Source organism: Pseudomonas sp. 3MAES_34.3B, from assembly GCF_058145875.1.
Window position 1 is genome coordinate 1,157,704 of sequence record NZ_CM176960.1, and the last position, 24,019, is coordinate 1,181,722.

Genomic DNA, 24,019 nt, shown 5'->3' on the forward strand with positions numbered 1-24,019 from the left:
AGCTCGCGAAGGGGCAGGCGACGCTTCAATCAAACCGATACACATCCATCCCCAGCGCCCCAAGGGTAAAGCCCTGATGCACGATGCTGAAGCGCTCTCCCGCGCCCAGCGCGAAGTACAGTGGTAACAGGTGCTCCTCGCTCGGGTGGTTGCGCACGGCATGTGGTGCCTGGCGGCGGTAATCCAGCAGTGCCTCTATATCTCCACTGCCGAGCTTGCCCGCAATCCAGTCCCTGAACGCCAATGCCCAAGGCGTAGCGGCTTCGTCCTCTGCCTGACGGTCCAGCTCTCGCAGGTTGTGGGTAATGCTGCCCGAACCGATCAGCAGCAGGCCCTGCTCCCGAAGCGGGGCCAACGCCTTGCCTACCGCGACCTGCAGCGCCGGCCCGTACTGGCTGGGGAGTGAAACCTGCACCACGGGGATATCCGCGCCCGGGTACATCAGCCGCAGCGGCACCCATACCCCGTGGTCGAACGGCCGTTGTGGGTCCAGGGTAGCAGGTAGCCCTTTCTCGATCAGTTGGGCCATGATCCTGGTTGCAAGCTCGGGTTCCCCGGCAGCGGGGTATTGCAGCTCGTAGAGTGGGCGGGGAAAGCCTCCGAAGTCGTGCCAGGTAGGCGGGGCAGGGTGGCTGCTTACCTGCAGGGTAGGGCTTTCCCAGTGGGCGGATACCACCACTATGGCCTTGGGCCTGGGCAGCGCGGCAGCCAGCTTGCGCAAGGCTGGCCCGCTGGCGCCAGGCTCGAGCGCCAGCATGGGGGAACCGTGGGAGATGAACAGACTGGGCAGCATGGCGGCCTCGTGGATAATCAGTAATGCGCTATCTTCATCGAGCCCAGGGGCAGAAATCCAACGGGTTTTTTCGCATGAATCAATCGAATTCATAGGCAGGTGCTCAAGGCGCCCGGCACAAACGAAGAGGGCGACTTTCGTCGCCCTCCGCTGGGTTAGCCGCGCCGACGCAAGGCGTCGATCCGTTCCTCGAGAGGCGGGTGGCTCATGAACAGGCCGGCCAAGCCATGCTTGAGGCCGCCATTGATGCCAAAGGCGGTGAGGGTGCTTGGCATGGTGACCGCCACGCCCTGCTCGGCCCGCAGGCGGTGCAGCGCATTGATCATCGCACCGGTGCCGGCGAGGCGGGCACCGGCGTCGTCGGCGCGGAACTCCCGGCGGCGCGAGAACCACATCACGATGATGCTGGCCAGGATACCCAGCACCAGCTCGGCGAAGATGGTTGCGATGTAGTACGCCATGCCCTGGCCTTCTTCGTTCTTGAAGATGACCTTGTCGACGAAGTTGCCAATGATCCGCGCGAAGAACATCACAAAGGTGTTCACCACGCCCTGTACCAGCGCCAGCGTGACCATGTCGCCGTTCGCCACATGGCCGATCTCGTGCGCCAGTACCGCGCGCACTTCGTCCGGGGAAAACCGCTCGAGCAGGCCTTGGCTTACCGCGACCAGGGCGTCGTTGCGGTTCCAGCCGGTAGCGAAGGCGTTGGCCTCGTAGGCAGGGAAAATCCCCACTTCGGGCATTTTGATGCCGGCTTCGCGGGAAAGCTGCTCCACGGTTTGCAACAGCCACTGTTCGTGGCGAGTGCGCGGTTGGGTAATTACCTGGGTGCCAGTGCTCGTGCGCGCCATCCATTTGGAAATGAACAGCGAGAACAGCGAGCCGGCAAAGCCGAAGACCGCGCAGAAAATCAGCAGCTGGCTGAGGTTGAGGTCTACCCCGTTTGCCGCCATGAAGCCGTTGAAGCCGAAAAGGCTCAGGGTGATGCTGGCAATCAGCACCACCGCAAGGTTGGTGGCCACAAACAGCAGAATGCGCATCATGGTGTCGAGTTACTCCTGACGGATTGAAGTGAAGCGTAGTCGGCTATATAAGGCGCCCCCTCCGGCGATTCAACAGATCGACTATTTCAAACTGTGTCTTCAGAAGTTTCCTACACGCTGTGTCGACTTCTTCGACACTCGGTGGGCGCAGCGAAGCGGGGGAGGGCGCGGGCTCTGGAATGGGGGTGAGCGGTCGCCCACCCCCGCGTCGGTCACTGACGATAGGTGCGCAGGAAGCTGCCGATGCGGCCGATCGCTTGTTCGAGATCGTCCACCCTTGGCAGGGTGACCACACGGAAGTGATCAGGCCACGGCCAGTTGAACGCCGTGCCCTGAACAACGAGCAATTTCTCTGACAGCAGCAGGTCCAGCACAAACTTTTCATCGTTGAGGATCGGGCATACCTTGGGGTCGATCCGGGGGAAGGCGTAAAGCGCGCCCATGGGCTTTACGCAGCTCACGCCGGGGATGTCATTGAGCAACTCCCAGGTGCGGTTGCGTTGTTCGAGCAGGCGGCCCGGCGGCAGCACCAGGTCGTTGATGCTCTGGTAACCCCCCAGCGCGGTCTGGATGGCATGCTGGCTGGGCACGTTGGCGCACAGGCGCATGTTGGCGAGTATGTCCAACCCCTCGATGTAGCTCTGGGCGTGATGTTTGGGCCCGGAAATGGCCATCCAGCCCGAGCGGAAGCCTGCTACCCGGTAGGATTTGGACAGGCCGTTGAAGGTCAGGCACAGCAGGTCCGGGGCCAGCGAAGCGCTGCTGATATGCACGGCTTCGTCGTAGAGGATTTTGTCGTAGATCTCATCGGAGAACACCACCAGGTTGTGCTGGCGAGCCAGTTCCAGCATGCCGAGCAACACTTCTTTCGAATATACGGCGCCGGTGGGGTTGTTCGGGTTAATGATCACCATGGCCTTGGTGTTGGGGGTGATTTTGGCCTTGATGTCTTCCAGGTCTGGCCACCAGTTGGCCTGTTCGTCGCACAGGTAATGCACGGCGTGGCCACCGGCCAGGCTCACGGCGGCGGTCCACAACGGGTAATCCGGCGCCGGTATCAGCACCTCATCGCCATTGTTCAGCAGGGCCTGCATGGACATCACGATCAGCTCGGACACGCCGTTGCCCAGGTAGATGTCCTCGATGCCAACGCCTTCCACCTGCTTTTGCTGGTAGTACTGCATCACCGCCTTGCGTGCGCTGAACAGGCCCTTGGAGTCGCTGTACCCTTGGGCGGTAGGCAGGTTGCGGATCACGTCCTGGAGAATTTCCTCGGGCGCTTCGAAGCCGAACGGCGCCGGGTTGCCGATATTCAGCTTGAGGATGCGATGGCCTTCTTCTTCCAGCCGCTTGGCGTGCTTGAGTACCGGCCCACGGATGTCATAGCAGACATTGGCGAGTTTGTTCGATTTGCTGAACTGCATGATGAGATCCCGAAGAGTGGCCGGGCGGCGCCGAAATGAGTTTGAATGCGCGAAGCGCCGGTGACAGACTGGCAACGATTGAAGGCGCAATGATACGTGCCGTCCCCATCACGGAAAAGCCACCTCCGGCGGATTTTCCGTAGCCGAGGTAAAGCCATGCAAAAGTTTGATAAAACCCTGGAAGAATGGCGCGACATGCTCGATCCAGAGCAATACCGTGTGTGCCGCCTGGCGGGTACCGAGCGCCCGTTCACTGGTAAGTACAACGCCACTAAAACGGCCGGCATCTACCACTGCATCTGCTGTGACGCTTCGCTGTTCGATTCAAACACCAAGTTCGACTCCGGGTGCGGCTGGCCCAGCTTCTATCAGCCCATTGGCGAGCAGGCGATGGTCGAATTGCGCGACACCACCCACGGGATGATCCGCACCGAAGTGCGTTGCTCCACCTGTGATGCCCACCTGGGCCATGTGTTTCCCGATGGCCCACCACCTACGGGCCTGCGCTACTGCATCAACTCCGTGTGCCTGCAGCTGGTGACCACTGAAGGGGAGCGGGTGTAATGGCCTTGCCGCTGCTGAACGTGCCCTGCGACCTGATTGCCGGAGGTTCGAAAACCCTCGCGGACCTTCCGGCGCGGGCCTGGCTGGTGGTCAATACCGCCAGCAAGTGCGGCTTCACTCCGCAGTATCAAGGGCTGGAGCAGCTTTGGCAGCGCTACAGGGATCAGGGGCTGATGGTGCTGGGATTCCCTTGCAACCAGTTTGGCGGCCAGGAACCGGGCGCCGAAGCGGAGATTTCCCAGTTCTGCGAGCTTAACTTCGGCGTGACCTTTCCGTTGTTCCGCAAGGTTGACGTGAATGGCCCGCAGGCTCATCCGCTGTTCCTCGCGCTGAAGCAACAGGCCCCTGGTGTTCTGGGCAGCAAGGCGATCAAGTGGAATTTCACCAAGTTCCTGGTAGATGCCTCTGGCCAGCAGGTAAAACGCTACGCCCCGGCCACGCGGCCGGAGAAGCTCGAGGCAGATATCCAGGCATTGCTCAGCCGTTCGTAGGAGCGTGCGGCGCCGAGACCCAGTGGTCGATCAGGCCGATCAGCTCTTCCCGGCGGAAAGGCTTGGACAGGTAGTCGGACATGCCGGCCGCCTTGCAGCGTTCCCGTTCTTCGGGCATGGCGTTGGCGGTAAGTGCAATGATCGGCAGGCCCGGCCACCGGCCGCTTTCACGGATGCGCCGGCTCGCCTCATAGCCGTCCATCACCGGCATATTGCAGTCCATCAACACCAGGTCGAACGGTTGCCGCTCCAGTGCGCTCAACCCTTCAGCGCCATTGATCGCGACTTCCACTTCGCAGCCCAGCTTGCTCAACATCCCCTTGGCGACCAGTTGATTGACGGGGTTGTCCTCCACCAGCAGTATCCGGGCCTGACGCGGTATGTTCCCCTCAGGGGGGACGGGGCCCGGCAAGCCCGGGGGTTGCTCGTCCAGATGGCTGCGCATGATCTCCAGCAGCCCCTGGCGTGCCAGCGGGCGGGCCAGCTGTTGTATGGGCATAAGGGCCGCAGCCTGCTCCATCGGCAGGAAATTCCCATAAGCCGTTACCAGCAGCAAAGGCGCCGCCACGGTAGGGCGAAGCCTGGCCAGGCATTCCAGGCAATCGGTGATCAGCAGGTCCGGCTGGATGTCCTCCAGGCTTTCATGGCTGTTGAAGCGCTGATACTCCAGCCCCCAGCGGGGAAGATATTCGTCCAGCAACTCAGCCAGCCCGGTGCCGGCATCACATACCGCCCATACTTTCCCCCGCAACTGCGGAGCGGGGTAGGCAGGAGTGTGTACAGTCAGTGGGAGGTCGGCGTAAAAGCGGCTGCCCACGCCTGCTCTGGAGCTGATGCTCAGCCGGCCGTGCATGGCGGTGCACAGGTTGCTGGTAAGCGCCAGGCCCAGGCCGGTCCCGCCGAACTGCCGGGTGATCGCGGCGCCCGCCTGGGTGAACGGCTTGAAAATCTTGTGCTGAGCTTCCGGCGGAATACCGATCCCGGTGTCCCGAACCTCGATACGTACATACTCGCCCACCGTCTGCAAGCGTACGTCGACCCGCCCGTGGCGGGTGAACTTGAGTGCATTCGAGAGCAGGTTGCTGATGATCTGACGAATGCGCATCGGGTCGCCCAGCACCATGGCGGGAAAGCCCGGCTGCACCAGGCAGGTAAGCTCCACCTCGGGCGCGGCGTTCTGGCTGAACAGGTTGGCGGTGTCTTCGGCCAGCACCGATAGGTCGAACGGTAATGCCTCCAGCTCCAGCTGACCTGCATCGAACTTCGACAGGTCGAGAATATCGTTGAGCAGCTCTACCAGTACTTTCCCCGAATCATGGGCGATAGCCAGCTGCTGGCGTTGTTCGGCCGTGAGCGGGCTGTCCAGGGTAAGCGCGATCATGCCCAGGAGGCCATTGAGCGGGGTGCGGATTTCATGGCTCATGTTGGCCAGGAATGCCGAGCGAGCCTGGGCCATTTCCAATGCGGTACGGCGGGCCTCGTCCAGTTCACGGTTCGATTGGCTGAGGCGTTGATTGCTGGCTTCAAGTTCCGTGGTGCGGGCCGCCACAATGCTCTCCAGCTCATCCAGGTAGGCCGTAAGCCGATCCTCGGCCGCCCGCCGCTGGCGGATTTCCACTGCAGTACGGTCAAGCCGTTGGTTGGCTACCCTGACCAGCACGCCAATTTCGTCGTGCTCGTGGCCGGGAGGGCAGGGCAGGTGTTGCGGATCGGCCGCCCCCGGGCTGGCGCGGCTGAGGTGCCCCACTACCGTGACCAGCGGCTTGGTGAGCATGAAATAAAACACCACCAACAAAATGGCGGTGAACAGCATGGTCCGCAAAAAGCCACTGATGAGCGTGACCTCGGCCCGGTCGATGAATCGACTGCCCAATGCGGCGGTGTCGATGGCTACGCTCAGGGTGCCCAACTTTTCTTCGGGCAGGTGCTCGAGAAACAGGGTGGTGTCGATCTCCAGGCTTCGCCCGAACAAAGCGTCCGTGATGAACCGGTGGGGGGTTTGGGCCTTCGGACGGTCGACGGCCGCCAGCAGCGTGCCTTCGTTATCTGTAATGCGGGCACCGACGATCGACTCGGATCGCAATAGCCCGCGGGTCAGCTCCAGGGCCAGTTCCCGGTCGATGTTGTAGGCAATTCGCGAGGCGGGGTTCTGGCTCACCTCCAGCAGGGAGGCGATCTGGCGTTTGAGCAGGTCGCGGCTGCTGGCATAATCGAGGGAAATTTGCACCACGCTCAAGAGCGTGCCCAGTATCAGGCCCAGCAACACCGTAAGCCGGGCTTGTTTATAGGACAGTCGCTGGTTGAACTTGATGCTCATGGGCATCGGGCTGTTTTCCTTGATGATGCATCCCCCAGCATAGTCAATGGGTCGGTCCCCGGCCCTGTGGCACACGGGCGCATCCTGCATCCTGTATAGCGCTTGTAAGCGCCGAGGTGAAGTTGTGGACTCACGTTTATCTGCGTTCCTTGAACGCGCCGAAGGGGTACTGGCCCGCCTGGAGCCCTTGCTGCCCGCCCCGCGGCCGCACATCGACTGGGCGAACACGCTCGCGGCGCGGTGGCAACGGGACGGCCGCGAAGGCTATCTGCTGCCGCTTGAAGTGAGCCTGGATATCCGCTTGAGCGACCTGCAAGGGGTGGACAACCAGCGCGCCCAGCTCGAACGCAACACGCGCCAGTTGCTTGAAGGGTTGCCTGCCAACCATGCGCTGCTGTGGGGCTCGCGCGGCACCGGCAAGTCTTCATTGGTAAGGGCCTTGCTGGCCGAATTCGCCAGCCAGGGCCTGCGCCTGATCGAGATCGAGCGCGACCATCTGGCAGACCTGCCCCGAGTGGTCGAGCAGCTGCGTAAACAGCCGCAGCGGTTCGTATTGTTTTGCGACGACTTGTCGTTCGAAGCAGGCGAAGGTGATTACCGTGTGCTCAAGAGCGTGCTGGATGGGTCGCTCGAACAGGCGCCTGAAAACGTGCTGCTGTACGCCACGTCGAACCGGCGGCATTTGGTGCCGGAAAAACAAAGCGACAACGATAACTGGACACGGGTGGAAGGCGAGCTGCATCCGAGCGAAGCTGTGGAGGACAAGATTGCACTGTCCGACCGTTTCGGCCTGTGGCTGTCGTTCTACCCCTTCACCCAGCAGCACTACCTGAACGTGGTAGAGCACTGGGTCAACCAATTGGCCGCTCGCGCGGGGCTGAGCTGGCAGCGGGATGCGGCGTTTGACGTGCTCGCGATCCGCTTTGCCACCTCGCGAGGCAACCGAAACGGGCGTTGCGCCTATCAATTTGCCCGCCAGTGGGTGGGCCTGCAAATGCTGGAGCCTGAGCAATGATCGATCTGCAATCCACCGGAGATGGCCTTCAGGGCTACGCCTTGTTATGCGCGCAACTGGAGGCGCTGTTGGCCGGGGAACGGGACTTCATCGCCAACGCCGCGCAGATGTCGGCATTCCTGTACAGCGAGCTGGGCGACCTGAACTGGGCAGGGTTCTACCTCAACCGTAACGAAGAACTCGTACTTGGCCCCTTCCAAGGCAAGGTCGCCTGCGTGCGTATACCCTTCGGCAAAGGTGTGTGCGGCGCCGCTGCGACCACGCGTATCACCCAGCGCGTGGAGGATGTGCATGCGTTTGCGGGCCATATTGCCTGCGACAGCGCGTCGAATAGCGAGCTGGTGGTTCCGCTGGTGAAGGAGGGGAGGCTGATTGGGGTGCTGGACCTGGACAGCCCCTTGGTGGGGCGTTTCACAGAGGAGGATCAAGCGGGTATCGAGCGCCTGGCGGAAATCTTCCTGCAGGCCACTGACCTGTAATATTCAGGTCAGCGGCGCGCATTGGGCCCTCTCAGTCGTAGAGGGCCTTTTTCTTCCACTCGGTTTGTTCTTCGGTTTCCTTCAGCCCGGCGGTGAGCTCGTTCACGTCGCCGTCGTGGGCCTGGATCTTGTTCAATACCAGTGCATCGGCACGCGCTACCATCTTTTGCGCATAGGCCATTTCTTCGCTGTACAGGGAAGGGTCGGGCTGTTTTTTCAGATACTGCACGGCGCGCTCGTAGGCCAGGCGGGCATGGCCCGGGTCGCCGTCCTGAAAGGCTTGCTGGCCCAGGTTGTTGAAGAACTCCAGGTGCAACTTCACCAGCAACCCCCGGATCACCCCGGCCCAGTGACGGGATTCGCCCGGTTTGAAAATGCCTTCCTGGGCTGCGCGCAGGATTTGATGGTGCAACGCTTCGATCAGGAAGCTCACATCCTTGGCCTGGGATTCGGTGGTGATCGAGACCACAGGGTTCTTGATCTCGAGTTCTTCCTTGCCCATATCGAGCTCAAGCTCGGCAAGCCGTTCCTTCAAATCAAGGTTGCCTTTGTTCAGTGCCAGCGCCCGCTTGACCACGTTGTGTTCGAGCCGGAGCATCAGCATCTTCAGCTCTGGCGTGGTGAGCTGGCCGGGGAAGCGTTCGTTGATTTCCGCGCAGCGCCGCAGGCGGTCCTTGAACTCATGGCCCAGGCGCACCTTCTCCGCCTTGTTGGCTTCTACCATATTGTTAAGGAAGCCAATGGCAATGAGTATCGCAATGCCCGCAATCACAATCGCGGCGATCATCATGTGTGTCACGGGGCTAACCTCGTCTAAAGCAATGGCTTGAGTGTAGTGGCTGCCTGGGAGGGGTGACAGGGCTGCCCCTCCACCAGCGCGTGCCGAGGCGTCGATTATGCGCGTGGCGCATTGCCCGGCATAGCCCTGCCAAGAGGGTGAAAGCGCCGTACAAGGAGCAAGGTGGGCCCGGCAAGCGAGGCGAACCCATTGATTTGAATAATTTTTTCTGGAGGGGTTGACGGGTATCAAAACCGCCCCTAGAATGCGCGCCACTTGCAGCGTAAAGCACTTAGCCAACCGCAGCAGGGAGTGAATGTTGTAGTGTGTCCCCTTCGTCTAGTGGCCTAGGACACCGCCCTTTCACGGCGGTAACAGGGGTTCGAGTCCCCTAGGGGACGCCATTGCGGGAATAGCTCAGTTGGTAGAGCACGACCTTGCCAAGGTCGGGGTCGCGAGTTCGAGTCTCGTTTCCCGCTCCAGTTTACTTTGATACGGCTCAGGCGGTATCAGTAAAATCCGAGGCCCTTGTGGTCGCGGTTGCTGAAATGACCGAAGGTTGTTTCGGGCAGTTGTCCCCTTCGTCTAGTGGCCTAGGACACCGCCCTTTCACGGCGGTAACAGGGGTTCGAGTCCCCTAGGGGACGCCATTTGCGGGAATAGCTCAGTTGGTAGAGCACGACCTTGCCAAGGTCGGGGTCGCGAGTTCGAGTCTCGTTTCCCGCTCCAAATTCAGGTTGGCCATGTTCATTGGCTAACCTACAGAGAAAAGGGCCTTCGGGCCCTTTTTTCATGCCTGCGATTCCCTGTCTGTGTTAACGCGGTGGCGTAATTAACTACCGCCGCGTCACTGGCGCCTTCCTTAAATTGTCGGTCAGCCATTTTCGGCAGTTATCAAGGATCGGCAGCAATGACCTCTCTTTACTCCTATACCCGCGCCGACGTGGATGAAGCCTTCTCCACGCTGAGCGCATCCCTCTTCGATCGCGCGCGCGATGCTGATTGTCACGATTGTGAGCCTAGCCCGAAGATTTTGATCGTGGCAGGTGCTCAAGGCTCGGGTAAAACGTATTTGCTGAAACACCAGCTCCTGCGAACCAAGCGCTACAAAAACTACGTGCGCCTTTATGTGCCTGCTTTTCGAGAATTACACCCCCAATACGATCAAATGAAGGGGCAGGGCATCCTTCATGTGTATGAGCATACCGAGCGCTTTGTCTGGGAACTGGGCGGAAAGGTTTTCGCGCATGCCTTCGCGAACCGGTACAACATCATTATGGAAACGGCCCTGGATAGCGCTGAGTTCGCTGCGTTTCCGCCTGCGGCCGTTCAAGCGGGCTATCAATTTGAAGTCCATATGATTGCCTGCCAGAAGGAGTTCAGCCACTGGGCGACCTTGGATCGTGGGGTGAAAAGTATCGCAAACGATGAGCTTGAGCGCTTCCTGCCCCTGTCGGCCATTGAAGCGTCACAGCTCAATGCCAGGGCGATTCTCGACGCCTTCGAAAATGCTTGCACACAGGTGCCTGGCTCCCAGATCACGCTATACCACCGCGGTATCGAGACGGGGATGGATAGCAAACCGCTTTGCCATAGCGAGTGTACCTCCCCATCAGAACTTACCCCGCAAGCGGAGTACCAGGGCCAGCCCTTTTTCAGCCTGCCCAACCTTAATCCTTCCTTTGAAATTCGCCGGAGTGCCGAAGCGAACTTCCCTTGCTCGTACCTTCAGTACGCCCAAGTGGTGAACGCGGGAATGATTGACGCGAGGGTGCGTGAGGAAATGGTCAGGTTCAGTTGCAAGACACTAGAGCGGGCGCAGGCGCTGATACCCAAGGTCCCCCGTGATGTCTTCCGCGAGTTGAGTTTGTATGTGATGAAGTATGTTTACCCATAACTATGGCATTACCAGGCCAGGACTGGGGCAGTCAGAGGCTCGCCCCGAGTACCTGCGTTCTGGCGGCTGTCAATGCTTCGGACCGCTCTCCGACATTGCCAGCAACTGCTTTTCCTGATTCCAATCGAACGGCTCATCGTTCGCTTCAGCGTCGTGGCGGCGATCTTCCAACTGCTGATACAAGTCGATCTCGTCATCAGGCATGTAGTGCAGGCAGTCCCCGCCGAAAAACCACAGCAAGTCACGTGGCACCAAGTGGGCAATCTGCGGGTAGCGGGTGAACACCTGGCAGAGCAGGTCCTGGCCCAGGTAGAAATTCTCCGGTGCTTCGTCGATGAGGGCTTCGATCAGTTCATCGAACCGCTCCACGAAGAGGGCATGGCTTTCTTCCGGCACTTGCTCGGCTTCGCCCAGGGCCACGAGGATCCCACGCAGGTGGCGCAGCAGTGCCAGATGATGCTCGATGATCGGATTGGCCACGGGAGGTCTCCTGTCTGAAAAGGCGCGGCAGTATAAGCGCCGCCGCGCCTGTTGTCCCGGGGCGGTTCAGCGCACCTGCCCGTCGGTGCGCTGAAGGGCTTCGGGGGCGAAGTCATCCACGTCGATCACCTTCCGGCGAGCGGCTTCGGCCTGGCGCAACAGCTCGCCTTCGGCCAGCTGGAGCACGCCCTGTTCCACCGCAGCGTCCACGGCGGCCTGGCCCGGCGCCGCCGACACTTGCCCACCTTTTAGCGCCGCATGCAGTTTGCGCTGCACAGGTGCTGCCTTGGCCAGCAGTTGCCACGTGGTGCGCAAGCCGCCCACGGGGTCGCTGGGGTTTTCGGGGCGGTAGCAGCCCTCGAGCAGGGCGGCCAGGGCCGGGTCCTCCTCGCTGCGCCCGAGAATGCCGGCCACTTCGGCTTCCAGTCGATCGTCCGGGCCGGGGTGGCGGCGGCCGAGCGGGAATATCACCAGCGTAAGCAGGTTACCCAGCACGCGGTTGGGGAAATTCGCCAGCACGCCGGCGAGCGCGGCTTCGGCCTTGCCCAGGCTTTCTTCCATGGCCCAACGCAGTAGTGGCTGCAGGTGCTCGGGGGATTGCTCGTCGTGGTAGCGCTTGAGCGCGGCCGAACCGAGGTAGAGGTAGCTCACCACGTCCCCCAACCGGGCAGATAGGCGCTCTTTGCGCTTGAGGCTGCCGCCCAGCAGCATCATGCTCAGGTCTGCCAACATGGCGAAGGCAGCGGCCAGCCGATCCAGCGCGCGGAAGTAGCCTTGGCTCAGGCGATCGCCAGGGCGGCGTTCCAAGTGCCCAACACCCAGGCCTAGCATGAGTGTGCTGGCGGCATTGCCCACCGCAAAGCCCAGGTGATCAAGCAAGACACGGTCGAACGCTTCGAGTGTCTGATGGCTGTCGCCCTGGCTGGCCAGCGCCATTTCCTTGAGCACGAACGGATGGCAGCGGATGGCACCCTGGCCGAAGATCATCAGGTTACGGGAGAGGATGTTGGCCCCTTCCACGGTGATATAGATAGGCGCGCCAGCCCAGTTACGCGCCAGGTAATTGTTCGGGCCGGCAATGATGCCTTTGCCGCCGTGCACGTCCATGGCGTGGGTGAGGGATTCGCGGCCGCGCTCGGTGAGGTGGTACTTGAGAATCGCCGAGAGCACCGAGGGCTTTTCGCCCAGGTCTACCGCGCGGGCGGTGAGGATGCGGGCACTGTCCATCAGCCAAGCGTTGCCACCAATGCGCGCGAGCGATTCCTGAATACCTTCGAACGCCGCCAGTGGCACATTGAATTGCTCGCGAATGCTCGCATAGCGGCCCGTGACCAGGCTGCTGTATTTCGCCACCCCCGTGCCCACGGCAGGCAGCGAAATGGAGCGCCCTACCGACAGGCAGTTCATCAGCATCATCCAGCCCTTGCCCAGCATGGCCGGGCCGCCGATCAGCGCGCTAAGAGGTACAAACACGTCCTTGCCGCTGTTGGGGCCATTCATGAAGGCAGCGCCCAGCGGCACATGGCGCCGGCCGATATTCACGCCGGGCGTGTCGGTAGGGATCAGCGCCAGGCTGATGCCCAGTTCCTCCTTGTCGCCTAGCAAATGGTCCGGGTCGTAGGCCTTGAACGCCAGGCCCAGCAACGTAGCGACGGGGCCGAGGGTGATGTAGCGCTTTTCCCACGTCAGGCGCAGGCCCAGCACTTCCTCGCCTCGCCATTGCCCCCGGCAAACGATGCCAACGTCGGGCATGGCGCCAGCGTCCGAGCCGGCAAGGGGGCCAGTGAGGGCGAAGCAGGGGATCTCCTCACCCTTGGCCAGGCGCGGCAAGTAATGGTTGCGCTGCTCTTCGGTGCCGTAATGCAGCAGCAACTCTGCCGGCCCAAGCGAGTTAGGCACCATCACGGTGGAGGCGAGGTCGCCACTTCGGGTCGCCAACTTCATCGCCACCTGCGAATGCGCATAGGCCGAGAAGCCCTTGCCGCCGTATTCCTTGGGGATAATCAGCGCAAAGAACCCGTTCTGCTTGATGTAGGCCCATGCTTCGGGGGGAAGGTCCATGTCCTGGCCGACCTGCCAGTCGCTGACCATGGCACACAGGGCATCGGCCGGCCCGTCAATAAAAGCCTGTTCCTCGGCGGTGAGCACGGAAGGCGGGTAGTTGAGCAAGGTATGCCAGTCGGGCCGACCGCTGAACAACTCCCCGTCCCACCATACGGTGCCGGCTTCGATGGCCTCGCGCTCGGTGCTGGACATGGGCGGCAGGGTGCGCTTCACCCAGGTGAACATGGGCTTGGTGAACCATTGGCGGCGCAGGCCATGCAAGGTCACAAAGGCGGTGACCGCCGCCAGCAGCAGCCAGAGAACAGCCAGTACCACACCAGGCGTATCGGTAAACAGGCCAAGCCCCAGCACATAAACGGCGGCGATGCCCAGGACGGGCAAGGGCGACACTCGCCTATGGCACAGCCAGATAACGCCGCACAGCAGAACCAACACACCGAACACCCACATACGTTTCTCTCCGGATGGTGGGGCCGGGCTTGAGCGCATCGCGCGATCCGCGCGATGAGGCAGGCACGGCCTCGATCTTGCCGGGCCGCTTCGCTGCCGGGCTGTGCCTGTAGTGACCCTGCTGTGAACGCTGAGTTCGTAGCAGGCGCCCGGCGCCCCGGCGAAACTTAACGGGGGTGTGGCCGGTCGGTTGAAGCAGAAGGGCAGGGCAATGACCTGCCCCTGATAATGACTATCGACGCGCTTCACTGTACGCATGCACCGCACGTCGGCAGCATGAAAGCGAGCGCCAGACATTGTAATTCACCTCGGTGGCCCTTAACTTTCCGGCCACCTTATTATCGGTATTGATCTGTCATGAGTTCCGCACTGTCCATCCGGCAGCTAACCAAGACCTATGGCAACGGCTTCCAGGCCCTCAAGGGGATCGACCTGGATGTTGCCGAAGGCGACTTTTTCGCATTGCTCGGGCCCAACGGCGCGGGTAAATCCACCACCATCGGCATCCTGTCCACCCTGGTGAACAAAACCAGCGGCACGGTAAATGTGTTCGGTCACGACCTGGACCGTGATCCGGCACGGCTGAAGCGCTCTATTGGCGTGGTGCCACAGGAATTCAACTTCAATCAGTTCGAGAAAACCTTCGACATCGTGGTGACCCAGGCCGGCTATTACGGCATTGCGCCGAAGGTCGCCAAGGAGCGCGCCGAGCAGTACCTGACCCAGCTGGGGTTGTGGGAGAAGCGGGACGCGCCGTCGCGTTCACTGTCGGGCGGCATGAAGCGCCGGCTGATGATTGCCCGGGCGTTGATTCATGAACCTCGCCTGTTGATCCTCGATGAGCCCACCGCGGGTGTGGACATCGAGCTGCGCCGGTCCATGTGGACGTTCCTCACCGAACTCAACCGCAAGGGCATCACCATCATTCTTACCACCCACTACCTTGAAGAGGCCGAGCAGCTCTGCCGCCACATCGGCATCATCGATCACGGGACCATTGCCGAGAACACCAGCATGCGTAAGTTGCTGGGCAAGCTCACCGTCGAAACCTTCGTGCTGGACCTGGGGCAGAACCTGGATAAAGCGCCGGAACTCGTCGGCTACCCGTGCCGCCTGCTCGACCCCCATACACTGGAAGTGCAGGTCGATAAAAAAGCGGGTATCACTGCGCTGTTCGGCCAACTTGCCCTGCGCCAGATCGAAGTGCTGAGCCTGCGTAATAAAACCAACCGGCTAGAGGAGTTGTTTGTGTCCCTGGTTGAAAAGAACCTGGCGAAGGTGGCCGTATGAGCACCGAACTGTCGCCCAACCTGGTCGCCCTCAATACCATCGTGTACCGGGAAGTTCGCCGCTTCATGCGGATCTGGCCACAAACGCTGCTGCCCCCGGCCATTACGATGGTGCTGTACTTTGTGATCTTCGGAAACCTGATCGGCCGCCAGATCGGTGGGATGGGCGGGTTTACCTACATGCAATACATCGTTCCCGGGTTGATCATGATGTCGGTGATCACTAACTCCTATGGGAACGTGGTATCGAGTTTCTTCGGCGCCAAGTTCCAGCGCTCGATCGAAGAGCTGATGGTGTCGCCGGTGTCGCCTCACACCATCCTCGTGGGCTATACCCTCGGCGGCGTGCTGCGGGGGCTGGCGGTAGGGTTGATCGTCACCCTGCTGTCGCTGTTCTTCACCGACCTGCACGTGCATCACCTTGGCGTGACCATCGTAGTGGTGGTGCTGACCGCGACGATCTTCTCCTTGCTGGGCTTCGTCAACGCAGTGTTCGCGCGCAACTTCGACGATATCTCGATCATTCCCACCTTTGTACTTACGCCCCTGACCTACCTGGGCGGGGTGTTCTACTCCATCAACCTGCTGCCGCCGATCTGGCAGACCCTGTCGCTGGCCAACCCCGTGCTGCACATGGTGAACTCGTTCCGCTACGGCATATTGGGCGTGTCGGACATCCAGATTGGCACTGCGCTTAGCTTTATGTGCGTGGCCACCGTTGTGCTGTACCTCTGCTGCGCCCGGTTGCTGGTCAGCGGCCGGGGCATGCGCACCTGATGCCAAACACCCGGTAACGGTCCATTTCCCCCCCTGGTAGCCTTGCCCAGCCATACTGCGCCGGGCCGCCAAGGAGGGGGGTATGCGAGCAGCGCTGCTGGCTTTTGTAACAGGTGTGCTAGGGGCTCGCTGGTGGCCTGGTTTGCCGCCGGGGTGGCTGGTGGCAAGCCTGGCCGTGGCAGGCTTGATGTTCGCGTTCCAACCCGGGCGGGCCAGCCGATGTGTTGGATCAGCGCTCGCCGGGCTGGCGTGGGCACTGTTCTGTGCCTTGCGCATCAACGCCGATCAACTCGACCCACGTCTGGACGACCGAACAGTCTGGGTCGAGGGGCGGGTCGTGGGCCTGCCGGTATCTACCTCAACAGGCGTTCGCTTCGAGCTGCGCGATGCGGTTTCGCGCCGTGGTGAGCTGCCCAGGCTTATTCGGGTGAACTGGCCCGGCGGCGCGGCCGTGCGCAGCGGGGATCGCTGGCGGCTGGCGTTGTCGCTGGCTCGCCCTCGAGGGGTAGTCAACCCGGGCGGGTTCGATTACGAAGCCTGGCTGTTCGCGCAAGGCATTGGCGCCACTGCCCATGCGAAGGATGGGCACCTTGTGCAGGCCGGTACCCCAGGCAGGCGCGAAGTGGTCCGGGAGAAAGTGCTAACGTCGTCTGGGCATACGCTGGCGCCTTTGCTGGTAGCGTTGGTGCTCGGAGATGATTCCGGGTTGAGCCCACGGCAATGGCGGGTGCTGCAAGCTACCGGTACGGTTCACCTGTTCGTTATTTCCGGGCAACACGTAGGTTTGCTCGCCGGGCTGGTATATGGGCTGGTAGCGGGGCTGGCTCGGCTGGGTGCCTGGCCGCATCGGTTGCCCTGGTTGCCCTGTGCATGCGTTGGCGCGGCGGGCGCCGGCCTGTGCTACGGCTTGCTTGCCGGGTTCGAGGTCCCGGTGCAGCGCGCTTGCGTAATGATCGGCATCACGTTGCTCTGGCGCTGGCGGTTTCGCCACTTAGGGGTATTCACGCCGCTGTCGTTCGCGCTGGTGGCAGTCCTTCTGCTCAATCCCATGGCCAGCCTCACGCCCGGTTTCTGGTTATCGTTCGCCGCGGTGGCGGTGTTGCTGCTCGGGTTCTCCGGCCGGCTGGGGGCCTGGCCCTGGTGGCGAGCATGGTGGCGCGCGCAGTGGCTGGTAGCGCTGGGGCTGGCTGTGGTCATGAGCGCGCTGGGCCTGGGCATCAGCTTCAGCGGCCCGCTGGTCAACCTGCTCGCCGTGCCGTGGATCAGCTTTATCGTCTTGCCGTTGGCGCTGGCTGGCACCCTCGGGGTGTGGTTGCCAGGGGTGGGTGAATTTCTGTTGTGGTGCGCCGCTGGCGCGCTGGAGGGGCTGCTCGGCGTTCTGGCCGTGACGGCCGAAGTGTCGCCGCCCTGGCTTGCGCCTCGCGTGCCGCCATGGGCCTGGCTGCTGGCAGCATTCGGTGCGGTGCTGCTTTTGTTGCCGGCCGGGCTTCCCCTGCGCTGGCTCGGGTTGCCGCTCATTCTGCAATTGGCTTTCGCACCGCTGCAAAGGCCCTCCTGGGGGCAGGCGCAGGTAGTGCAACTCGATGTGGGGCAGGGCTTGTCCATCCTGGTGCGCACCCGCCACCACGCCCTGCTGTTCGATGCCGGGCCGGGGTACCGCGCGGGGGATGCCGGTGAGCGCATCGTGGTCCCGAGCATGCGTCGCCTTGGGGTGCGCCAGTTGGATACGTTAATCATCAGCCACGACCATGCCGACCACAGCGGCGGCGCAGAGTCTGTGATCCGTGAACTGCTGCCCACACGCATACTGGTGGGCGAGCCCGCCGCTGCCCCCCTGCGCTGGCAAGGCCAACCCTGCGAAGGCGCGCAGCCATGGGAGTGGGATGGGGTGCGTTTCGAACCCTGGCGCTGGCCTCGTGCCCAAAGCCCCAACCCGGCGTCCTGTGTGTTGTTGATCGAAGCCAACGGCGAGCGGCTGCTGCTCACCGGCGATATTGACAGCCAGGCCGAGCGGGCGCTGCTTGCGGCCTGGCCCGGGCTTGCCGTGAAGTGGCTGCAAGCGCCCCATCACGGTAGCCGCACGTCAAGCTCCGCCGCACTCCTGGATGCGCTGGCACCGGCGGGCGTGTTGATCTCCCGCGGCTGGAACAACCGCTTCGGTCATCCCCATCCGGAAGTGTCCGAGCGGTTGGAGCAGCGGGGCATCGTACCATTCGACAGTGCCCGGGCAGGGGCGGTCGAGTGGGTACTGGGCAGGGATAGCATGCCCAGAGCGTGGCGTGCGCGGCCGCGTTTGTGGCGCAGTGATGCGCTTGAGGACGGGCGATAGGCTGCCGGCCTGTGCGCGGGCGGTTGTGATAGAGTGGCCGAATTTGTTCGAGAGGTGCCGCACTGTGTGGGAATTGGTAAAAGCCGGTGGCTGGATGATGTTGCCGATTATTCTGAGCTCCGTCGCGGCGCTTGCGATTGTTGCCGAGCGCCTGTGGACACTACGGGCCAGCAGGGTCACCCCGCCAAATCTGGTGGCGCAGGTATGGAAGTGGATCAAGGACAAGCAACTCAACAGCGAGAAGCTCAAGGAGTTGCGCGCCAACTCTCCCCTGGGCGAAGTGCTTGCTGCCGGCCTGGCCAATTCCCGCCACGGCCGGAACATCATGAAAGAATGCATCGAGGAAGCCGCCAATAGCGTAATCCACGAGCTGGAACGGTATGTCGGCGCGCTCGGTACCATCGCCGCCATGGCGCCGCTGCTCGGTTTGCTGGGCACGGTGCTGGGGATGATCGATATTTTCAGCGCGTTCAATGCCAGCGGTAACGCCACTAACGCCACGGTGCTGGCGGGCGGTATTTCCAAGGCTTTGATCACCACCGCTTCGGGGCTGTTCGTTGCAATCCCTGCGGTGTTTTTCCATCGGCTGTTGCAACGGCGGATCGACGAGTTGGTGGTACGCATGGAGCAGGACGCCATCAAGCTGGTAGAGGTGCTGCACGGTGACCGCGAAGTAGACATCGAAGGGGGCAGGGCGTGAAGTTCCGCCGCAGCCGCCGGCGCCGCGAAGACATCGAAATCAACCTCACGTCACTGATCGACGTGGTGTTCATCCTGCTGCTGTTCTTCGTGGTGACCACCACCTTCACCCGCGAGACAGCCCTGCATGTGGAGCTTCCCCAAGCCGTGAACGGGGCGCCGGAAGAGAACCCACCCAAACGGCTGGACATCGCGATCAGTGCCGATGGCAACTACGCCATCAATAACCATGCGCTGCCAAAAAGTGACCTGGACACGTTGCTGACGGCGCTGCAGGCCGAATCCGGAGGCGATACCAGCCTGCCGCTGTCCATCAGCGCCGACGGCAAAACCCCGCATCAGGCGGTTATCACGGCGATGGACGCCGCGGGCAAGCTTGGCTTCAGCCGCCTTAGCATGACCACGGTCGAGGCACAGGCGGCTCACTGATGGCATTTTCTGATCGCCTGCTTGCGGCCTGGTACGAGGGCCATCCCGGGCTGTCGCTGCTCGCGCCGCTGGAAGCCCTCTACCGGCGAGTGGCCGGCCGCCGCCGCCAAGCGTTCAAGGACGGTACCCGCCCCGGCTGGAAAGCCCCCGTTCCCGTGGTAGTAGTGGGCAATATCACCGTAGGGGGTACTGGTAAAACGCCGATGATCCTTTGGCTGATCGACCATTGCCGCCAGGCAGGCCTGCGCGTGGGGGTGATCAGCCGCGGGTACGGCGCGCGCCCGCCACAGTTTCCCTGGCAGGTAACGGCTACCGATGCAGCAACCGTGGCAGGGGATGAACCGCTGCTTATCGTGCAGCGCAGCGGCGTACCGCTGACCATCGATCCAGACCGCGCCCAAGCGGCCCGGGCCCTGCTCGCCGAGCATCCGCTGGACCTGATCCTGTGTGACGACGGGTTGCAGCACTACCGCCTGGCGCGCGACCTTGAACTGGTATTGATCGACGCCGCTCGCGGCCTGGGCAATCGTCGCTGCCTTCCGGCGGGGCCCCTGCGCGAGCCACCCGAGCGGCTCGCCGAGGTAGACGCGGTGCTGTGTAACGGCCAACAAGGGGATTCGGGCCTTGGCTATGGCATGGCCTTGCGGCCCACCGCGCTGGTCAACGTGGCGTCCGGCGAGCGCGTCGGCCTCGATCATTTCCCGCCGGGGCAGGCCGTGCACGCCGTCGCTGGCATCGGTAACCCGCGGCGTTTCTTCTCTACCCTCGAAGCGCTAAACTGGCGCCCGACCGAGCATGCCTTCGCCGACCATGCCACCTACAGTGCCGAGCAACTGACATTCGAACCCTCCCTGCCGGTACTGATGACCGAAAAGGACGCGGTAAAATGCCACGGTTTCGCCCGCAGCAACTGGTGGTACCTGGCAGTGGATGCGCAACCTTCTCCAGCCTTCGTGGCCTGGTTCGATGCCCGCCTGGCTCGCCTGGTCGGCCAGCCAGGTACCTGAAGCCTGCCCCTTGATGCAAGGACCCTTATGGACACCAAACTGCTCGACATTCTCGCCTGCCCTATCTGCAAGGGCCCGCTCAAGCTGAGCGAGGACAAGACCGAACTGATCAGCAAGGGCGCTGGCCTGGCGTATCCCATTCGCGACGGCATCCCCGTGATGCTCGAAAGCGAGGCCCGCACCCTTACCGACGACGAGCGCCTCGAGAAATGACTACGGCGTTCACGGTTGTCATTCCTGCCCGTTACGCCTCCACCCGTTTCCCAGGCAAGCCGTTGCAAGAGATCGCCGGCAAGCCGATGATCCGGCATGTATGGGAACAGGCCAGGCAAAGCAAGGCTGCGCGGGTGGTGGTCGCTACCGACGACGCGCGTATCCTCGCGGCCTGTGAAGCCTTCGGCGCAGAAGTGGTCATGACCCGTGCCGACCATGAGTCGGGCACCGATCGCCTGGCCGAAGTGGCTGCCCATCTGGGGCTGGCTGACGATGCTATCGTGGTGAACGTGCAAGGTGACGAACCGCTGATCCCTCCGGTAGTGATCGATCAGGTGGCTGGCAACCTGGCGGCTAACACTCAGGCGCGCATGGCCACGCTCAGCGAGCCATTGCTCGATGCTGCGCAGCTGTTCAACCCCAACGTGGTGAAAGTGGTGGCCGACATTACTGGCCTGGCCCTTACTTTCAGCCGCGCACCCTTGCCCTGGGCGCGGGATGCGCTGGCCCAGCGGCCGAACGAATTGCCCGAAGGCGTACCGTATCAGCGGCACATCGGCATCTATGCGTACCGTGCCGGCTTCCTCCAGGATTTCGTCCAGTGGGGCCCATGCTGGCTGGAGCAGACCGAATCCCTGGAGCAGCTCCGGGCGCTTTGGCATGGCGTGCGTATCCACGTGGAGGAGGCGTCCATCGCGCCGCCACCTGGCGTGGACACCCCCGAGGACCTGGAGCGGGTGCGACGCCTGCTGGAGGCCGGATGACCCCGGCGATTCGCGACGCCGTATCGCTCAAGCCTTACAACACCTTCGGTGTGGACGTGTGCGCGGCACAGTTTGTGGAGGTGGCCAACGACGCTGGCTTGATCGCCGCGCTGGCATACGCCGAGCAACACCACCTGCCCGTTCACCTGCTGGGGGGCGGCAGTAATGTACTGCTGCTCCAGGACGTACCCGGGCTGGTAGTGCGCATGGCCAGCCGCGGCCGGCGGTTGCTCGAAACGCACGGCAGCCGGGTGATGGTCGAGGCCGAGGCAGGTGAACCCTGGCATGACTTCGTGTGCTGGACCCTCCAGCAGGGCCTGGGCGGGATGGAAAACCTCAGCCTTATCCCCGGCACAGTAGGCGCCGCGCCGATGCAGAACGTGGGCGCCTACGGCGTGGAAGTGAAAGACGTCTTCGCCGGGCTCACTGCGTTGGATCGCCATACTGGCCAGCTGCAGGATTTCAGCGTGGAAGCCTGCCGTTTCGGCTACCGCGACAGCGTGTTCAAGCAGCAACCCGGGCGTTGGGTGATCTTGCGGGTACGCTTTTGGCTGGATCGCGAGGCACCGTTGCATCTTGAATACGGGCCGGTTCGCAAGCGCTTGGCCGAGCAGGGCATCACAACGCCCGGCCCGCAAGCCGTCAGTGACGCGATCTGCGCCATCCGCCGGGAAAAACTCCCGGACCCGGCTGTGCTGGGCAATGCCGGCAGCTTTTTCAAGAACCCCGTAGTGGCCCAAGCGCAGGCAGCAGCCTTGCAGCAACGCTGGCCCGCGATGGTCGGTTACCCTCAGCTCGATGGCCAGGTGAAACTGGCGGCGGGATGGCTGATCGAGCAGGCTGGCTGGAAGGGCTACCGGCGTGGCGACGCCGCGGTGCACAAGGATCAAGCCCTGGTGCTGGTCAATCATGGCGCCGCGACAGGCCGTGAGCTATTGGCCCTGGCCCGGGATATTCAGGCCGACATTCACGAACGCTTTGGCGTTACGTTGGAAATGGAGCCTAATCTGCTCCCGGCCGCCTGAACCACGCCGCTGCGTTGCCGTCCGATACCTGTACTCGTTCGCGAGCGCACAGGTAACGGTAGCGGTGAAGGGGTAAGGAATGAACAGCGTCGATCTTGGCGTGTTGCGGGACATGCAAAGCTGGCTTGCAGAAGGCCGTGCCGTGGTGCTCTACACCGTAGTACAAACCTGGGGCAGCGCCCCCCGCCCCCCGGGCGCCATGCTTGCCCTGCGCGATGATGGCGTGGTCACCGGTTCGGTGTCCGGTGGCTGTATCGAGGACGACCTGATTGGCCGCCTGCATGACGGGCGCCTACAGGGCAAAGGGCCCGAGGTGCAGCTGATTACCTATGGCGTCACCAAAGAGGAAGCAGCGCGCTTTGGGCTGCCTTGCGGCGGGACGCTGCGCCTTACCGAGGAATGGGTGCGGGATGCGGGGTGGGTCGACGAACTGCTGGCGCGCTGTGCCAACCATGAGATAGTCGCCCGCGAACTGGACCTCACCAGCGGTGCTGTTCGCCTTGAAACGGCCGACCGCGAAACCTCCCAACACTTCGACGGCCAACGGCTACGCGCCGTTTACGGGCCACGCTGGCGCATGCTGCTGATCGGGGCTGGCCAGCTTTCCCGCTGCGTTGCAGACATCGCGGGCCTGCTGGATTTCGAAGTACTCATCTGCGACCCCCGTACCGAATTTAGCCAGGGATGGGAAGCGCAACAGGCGCGTTTCGTTCCGGGCATGCCTGACGACGCGGTACTGGCGATCCAGCCCGACGAACGTACCGCGATCGTGGCGCTGACCCATGACCCGCGCCTGGATGACATGGCGTTGCTGACGGCATTGGATTCCAAAGCCTTCTATGTGGGCGCGCTGGGCTCGCGGGTGAACAGTGAAAAGCGCAAGCAGAACCTTGCCTGCCTTGGCGTAAGCAGCGCTTCCCTGGCCCGCCTGCATGGCCCGATCGGTTTGCCCATAGGTAGCCACACGCCGGCGGAAATCGCACTGTCGCTGATGGCCCAAGTTGTCGCCATCAAGAACCAGGCCGCATGAGCGGGGCTTGTGCCGTGGTGCTTGCCGCAGGCTATGGTCGCCGCTTCGCCGAGCAAGCAGGGCGTGAAGCCAACAAGCTGTTGGTCCCCTGCATCGGGTTGGACGGTAGTAAGCGGGCGGTATTGGCACACAGCTTGTCGGCGTTCAGCCAATGGGCCGGTGAGCGATTGCTGGTGCTACGTGAAGGCAGTGAACGCCTCGGCGAGATGACGGCGCTGGCCGCCTGCTATGGCTTTGATACCCTTGTGGTGCCCTCCGCAGGCATGGGGGACAGCCTCAGCGCCGCTGTGCGTGCCCGCGCCGATGCTGCCGGCTGGCTGGTAGCCCTGGGTGACATGCCGTGGATACACGCGCAAACCTATTCCCTCATCGGCAGCGCAATGACTACCGGCCACGCCTGCGTTCCGGTGTACCAAGGCAAGTGGGGGCACCCCGTGGGTTTCGACGCGGCATATGCCCAAGGCTTGATGAGCCTGAGCGGAGACCAGGGCGGGCGAAATTTGCTGGAGCAGGGCAGGGTGACGCTGATAGAGGTCGATGATCCCGGCGTGCTGCGGGATGTGGACCTTCCGGAGGATCTGGCCGGGTAGGCGGGCGGCGACAGCCCCCAAACCGTAGTCGGCGCAAATGCTCGGTTGTATCGGTCCCTACGTCATAAAAAA

General features: G+C 62.5%; 23 protein-coding genes and 4 tRNA genes. 20 read left to right on the forward strand and 7 right to left on the reverse strand.

The window, feature by feature from the left end:
• Positions 1-25: 25 nt before the first annotated feature.
• The 3 genes from AC3Z8Y_RS05220 to AC3Z8Y_RS05230 form a co-directional block, all read right to left on the reverse strand.
• Positions 26-793 carry a DODA-type extradiol aromatic ring-opening family dioxygenase gene (locus tag AC3Z8Y_RS05220; protein WP_490088737.1) on the reverse strand — a complete coding sequence of 256 codons (768 nt, stop codon included), beginning with the start codon at positions 791-793 and terminating at the stop codon, positions 26-28.
• A gap of 155 nt (positions 794-948) precedes the next feature.
• Complete coding sequence (gene htpX / locus AC3Z8Y_RS05225; protein ID WP_490088738.1) at positions 949-1,836, reverse strand: protease HtpX; 888 nt, start codon at positions 1,834-1,836, stop codon at positions 949-951.
• 212 nt (positions 1,837-2,048) lie between these two features.
• Positions 2,049-3,260 carry a pyridoxal phosphate-dependent aminotransferase gene (locus AC3Z8Y_RS05230; RefSeq protein WP_490088739.1) on the reverse strand — a complete coding sequence of 404 codons (1,212 nt, stop codon included), beginning with the start codon at positions 3,258-3,260 and terminating at the stop codon, positions 2,049-2,051.
• Between the two features lie 156 nt (positions 3,261-3,416).
• Between AC3Z8Y_RS05230 and msrB the strand changes: the two genes are divergently transcribed.
• Positions 3,417-3,824, forward strand: coding sequence for a peptide-methionine (R)-S-oxide reductase MsrB (gene msrB, locus AC3Z8Y_RS05235; protein ID WP_490088740.1), 408 nt, complete (start codon positions 3,417-3,419; stop codon positions 3,822-3,824).
• The gene (locus tag AC3Z8Y_RS05240) at positions 3,824-4,315 is read left to right on the forward strand and encodes a glutathione peroxidase (RefSeq protein WP_490088741.1); all 492 of its coding nucleotides are present in this window, start codon (positions 3,824-3,826) and stop codon (positions 4,313-4,315) included. Before msrB ends, AC3Z8Y_RS05240 begins: the two co-directional genes overlap by 1 nt.
• On the opposite strand, the gene AC3Z8Y_RS05245 is transcribed toward AC3Z8Y_RS05240, so the two are convergent.
• Positions 4,302-6,632, reverse strand: coding sequence for an ATP-binding protein (locus AC3Z8Y_RS05245; RefSeq protein WP_490089942.1), 2,331 nt, complete (start codon positions 6,630-6,632; stop codon positions 4,302-4,304). The two genes, AC3Z8Y_RS05240 and AC3Z8Y_RS05245, sit on opposite strands and share 14 nt — an antisense overlap.
• A gap of 124 nt (positions 6,633-6,756) precedes the next feature.
• Between AC3Z8Y_RS05245 and AC3Z8Y_RS05250 the strand changes: the two genes are divergently transcribed.
• The gene (locus AC3Z8Y_RS05250; RefSeq protein ID WP_490088742.1) at positions 6,757-7,647 is read left to right on the forward strand and encodes an ATP-binding protein; all 891 of its coding nucleotides are present in this window, start codon (positions 6,757-6,759) and stop codon (positions 7,645-7,647) included.
• Positions 7,644-8,126, forward strand: coding sequence for a GAF domain-containing protein (locus tag AC3Z8Y_RS05255; RefSeq protein WP_490088743.1), 483 nt, complete (start codon positions 7,644-7,646; stop codon positions 8,124-8,126). Before AC3Z8Y_RS05250 ends, AC3Z8Y_RS05255 begins: the two co-directional genes overlap by 4 nt.
• 31 nt (positions 8,127-8,157) lie before the next feature.
• Here AC3Z8Y_RS05255 and AC3Z8Y_RS05260 read toward each other — a convergent pair whose 3' ends face one another.
• On the reverse strand, positions 8,158-8,925 hold the full coding sequence (locus tag AC3Z8Y_RS05260; protein WP_490088744.1) for a hypothetical protein: 768 nt from the start codon (positions 8,923-8,925) through the stop codon (positions 8,158-8,160).
• A gap of 307 nt (positions 8,926-9,232) precedes the next feature.
• Here AC3Z8Y_RS05260 and AC3Z8Y_RS05265 point away from each other — a divergent pair.
• From AC3Z8Y_RS05265 to AC3Z8Y_RS05285, 5 genes are all read left to right on the forward strand, one after another.
• Positions 9,233-9,308 (forward strand) — tRNA-Glu (locus tag AC3Z8Y_RS05265).
• A 2-nt stretch (positions 9,309-9,310) separates the two neighbouring features.
• A tRNA-Gly gene (locus AC3Z8Y_RS05270) sits at positions 9,311-9,386 on the forward strand.
• Between the two features lie 92 nt (positions 9,387-9,478).
• A tRNA-Glu gene (locus tag AC3Z8Y_RS05275) sits at positions 9,479-9,554 on the forward strand.
• Between the two features lie 3 nt (positions 9,555-9,557).
• Positions 9,558-9,633: transfer RNA gene (locus tag AC3Z8Y_RS05280), tRNA-Gly, on the forward strand.
• A 181-nt stretch (positions 9,634-9,814) separates the two neighbouring features.
• Positions 9,815-10,801 (forward strand): zeta toxin family protein, encoded by a 987-nt coding sequence (locus tag AC3Z8Y_RS05285; RefSeq protein WP_490088745.1) that lies wholly within the window; start codon positions 9,815-9,817, stop codon positions 10,799-10,801.
• A gap of 69 nt (positions 10,802-10,870) precedes the next feature.
• On the opposite strand, the gene AC3Z8Y_RS05290 is transcribed toward AC3Z8Y_RS05285, so the two are convergent.
• On the reverse strand, positions 10,871-11,281 hold the full coding sequence (locus AC3Z8Y_RS05290; protein ID WP_490088746.1) for a PA2817 family protein: 411 nt from the start codon (positions 11,279-11,281) through the stop codon (positions 10,871-10,873).
• 66 nt (positions 11,282-11,347) lie between these two features.
• Positions 11,348-13,795 carry an acyl-CoA dehydrogenase gene (locus AC3Z8Y_RS05295; RefSeq protein WP_490088747.1) on the reverse strand — a complete coding sequence of 816 codons (2,448 nt, stop codon included), beginning with the start codon at positions 13,793-13,795 and terminating at the stop codon, positions 11,348-11,350.
• A 357-nt stretch (positions 13,796-14,152) separates the two neighbouring features.
• Between AC3Z8Y_RS05295 and AC3Z8Y_RS05300 the strand changes: the two genes are divergently transcribed.
• The 11 genes from AC3Z8Y_RS05300 (at position 14,153) to AC3Z8Y_RS05350 (ending at position 23,947) form a co-directional block, all read left to right on the forward strand.
• A complete protein-coding gene (locus AC3Z8Y_RS05300; protein WP_181117354.1) occupies positions 14,153-15,085 on the forward strand; it encodes an ABC transporter ATP-binding protein in 933 nt (310 codons plus the stop codon).
• Positions 15,082-15,861, forward strand: a complete 780-nt coding sequence (locus AC3Z8Y_RS05305; RefSeq protein ID WP_490088748.1) for an ABC transporter permease — start codon at positions 15,082-15,084, stop codon at positions 15,859-15,861. Before AC3Z8Y_RS05300 ends, AC3Z8Y_RS05305 begins: the two co-directional genes overlap by 4 nt.
• 82 nt (positions 15,862-15,943) lie before the next feature.
• The gene (locus tag AC3Z8Y_RS05310; RefSeq protein ID WP_490088749.1) at positions 15,944-18,190 is read left to right on the forward strand and encodes a DNA internalization-related competence protein ComEC/Rec2; all 2,247 of its coding nucleotides are present in this window, start codon (positions 15,944-15,946) and stop codon (positions 18,188-18,190) included.
• Positions 18,191-18,254: 64 nt separating this feature from the next.
• Complete coding sequence (locus tag AC3Z8Y_RS05315; protein ID WP_490088750.1) at positions 18,255-18,890, forward strand: MotA/TolQ/ExbB proton channel family protein; 636 nt, start codon at positions 18,255-18,257, stop codon at positions 18,888-18,890.
• The gene (locus AC3Z8Y_RS05320; protein WP_490088751.1) at positions 18,887-19,318 is read left to right on the forward strand and encodes an ExbD/TolR family protein; all 432 of its coding nucleotides are present in this window, start codon (positions 18,887-18,889) and stop codon (positions 19,316-19,318) included. Before AC3Z8Y_RS05315 ends, AC3Z8Y_RS05320 begins: the two co-directional genes overlap by 4 nt.
• Positions 19,318-20,325: a tetraacyldisaccharide 4'-kinase gene (gene lpxK / locus AC3Z8Y_RS05325; RefSeq protein WP_490088752.1), complete on the forward strand. Its 1,008-nt coding sequence runs from the start codon at positions 19,318-19,320 to the stop codon at positions 20,323-20,325. Before AC3Z8Y_RS05320 ends, lpxK begins: the two co-directional genes overlap by 1 nt.
• 27 nt (positions 20,326-20,352) lie before the next feature.
• The gene (locus tag AC3Z8Y_RS05330) at positions 20,353-20,538 is read left to right on the forward strand and encodes a Trm112 family protein (RefSeq protein WP_040260976.1); all 186 of its coding nucleotides are present in this window, start codon (positions 20,353-20,355) and stop codon (positions 20,536-20,538) included.
• Positions 20,535-21,302 carry a 3-deoxy-manno-octulosonate cytidylyltransferase gene (gene kdsB, locus AC3Z8Y_RS05335; RefSeq protein ID WP_490088753.1) on the forward strand — a complete coding sequence of 256 codons (768 nt, stop codon included), beginning with the start codon at positions 20,535-20,537 and terminating at the stop codon, positions 21,300-21,302. The genes AC3Z8Y_RS05330 and kdsB overlap by 4 nt, the downstream gene beginning before the upstream one ends.
• Positions 21,299-22,327 carry a UDP-N-acetylmuramate dehydrogenase gene (gene murB / locus AC3Z8Y_RS05340; protein ID WP_490088754.1) on the forward strand — a complete coding sequence of 343 codons (1,029 nt, stop codon included), beginning with the start codon at positions 21,299-21,301 and terminating at the stop codon, positions 22,325-22,327. The genes kdsB and murB overlap by 4 nt, the downstream gene beginning before the upstream one ends.
• 79 nt (positions 22,328-22,406) lie before the next feature.
• Positions 22,407-23,357 carry an XdhC family protein gene (locus tag AC3Z8Y_RS05345; protein WP_490088755.1) on the forward strand — a complete coding sequence of 317 codons (951 nt, stop codon included), beginning with the start codon at positions 22,407-22,409 and terminating at the stop codon, positions 23,355-23,357.
• Positions 23,354-23,947: a nucleotidyltransferase family protein gene (locus tag AC3Z8Y_RS05350; protein WP_490088756.1), complete on the forward strand. Its 594-nt coding sequence runs from the start codon at positions 23,354-23,356 to the stop codon at positions 23,945-23,947. Before AC3Z8Y_RS05345 ends, AC3Z8Y_RS05350 begins: the two co-directional genes overlap by 4 nt.
• The last annotated feature ends 72 nt before the right edge of the window (positions 23,948-24,019 follow it).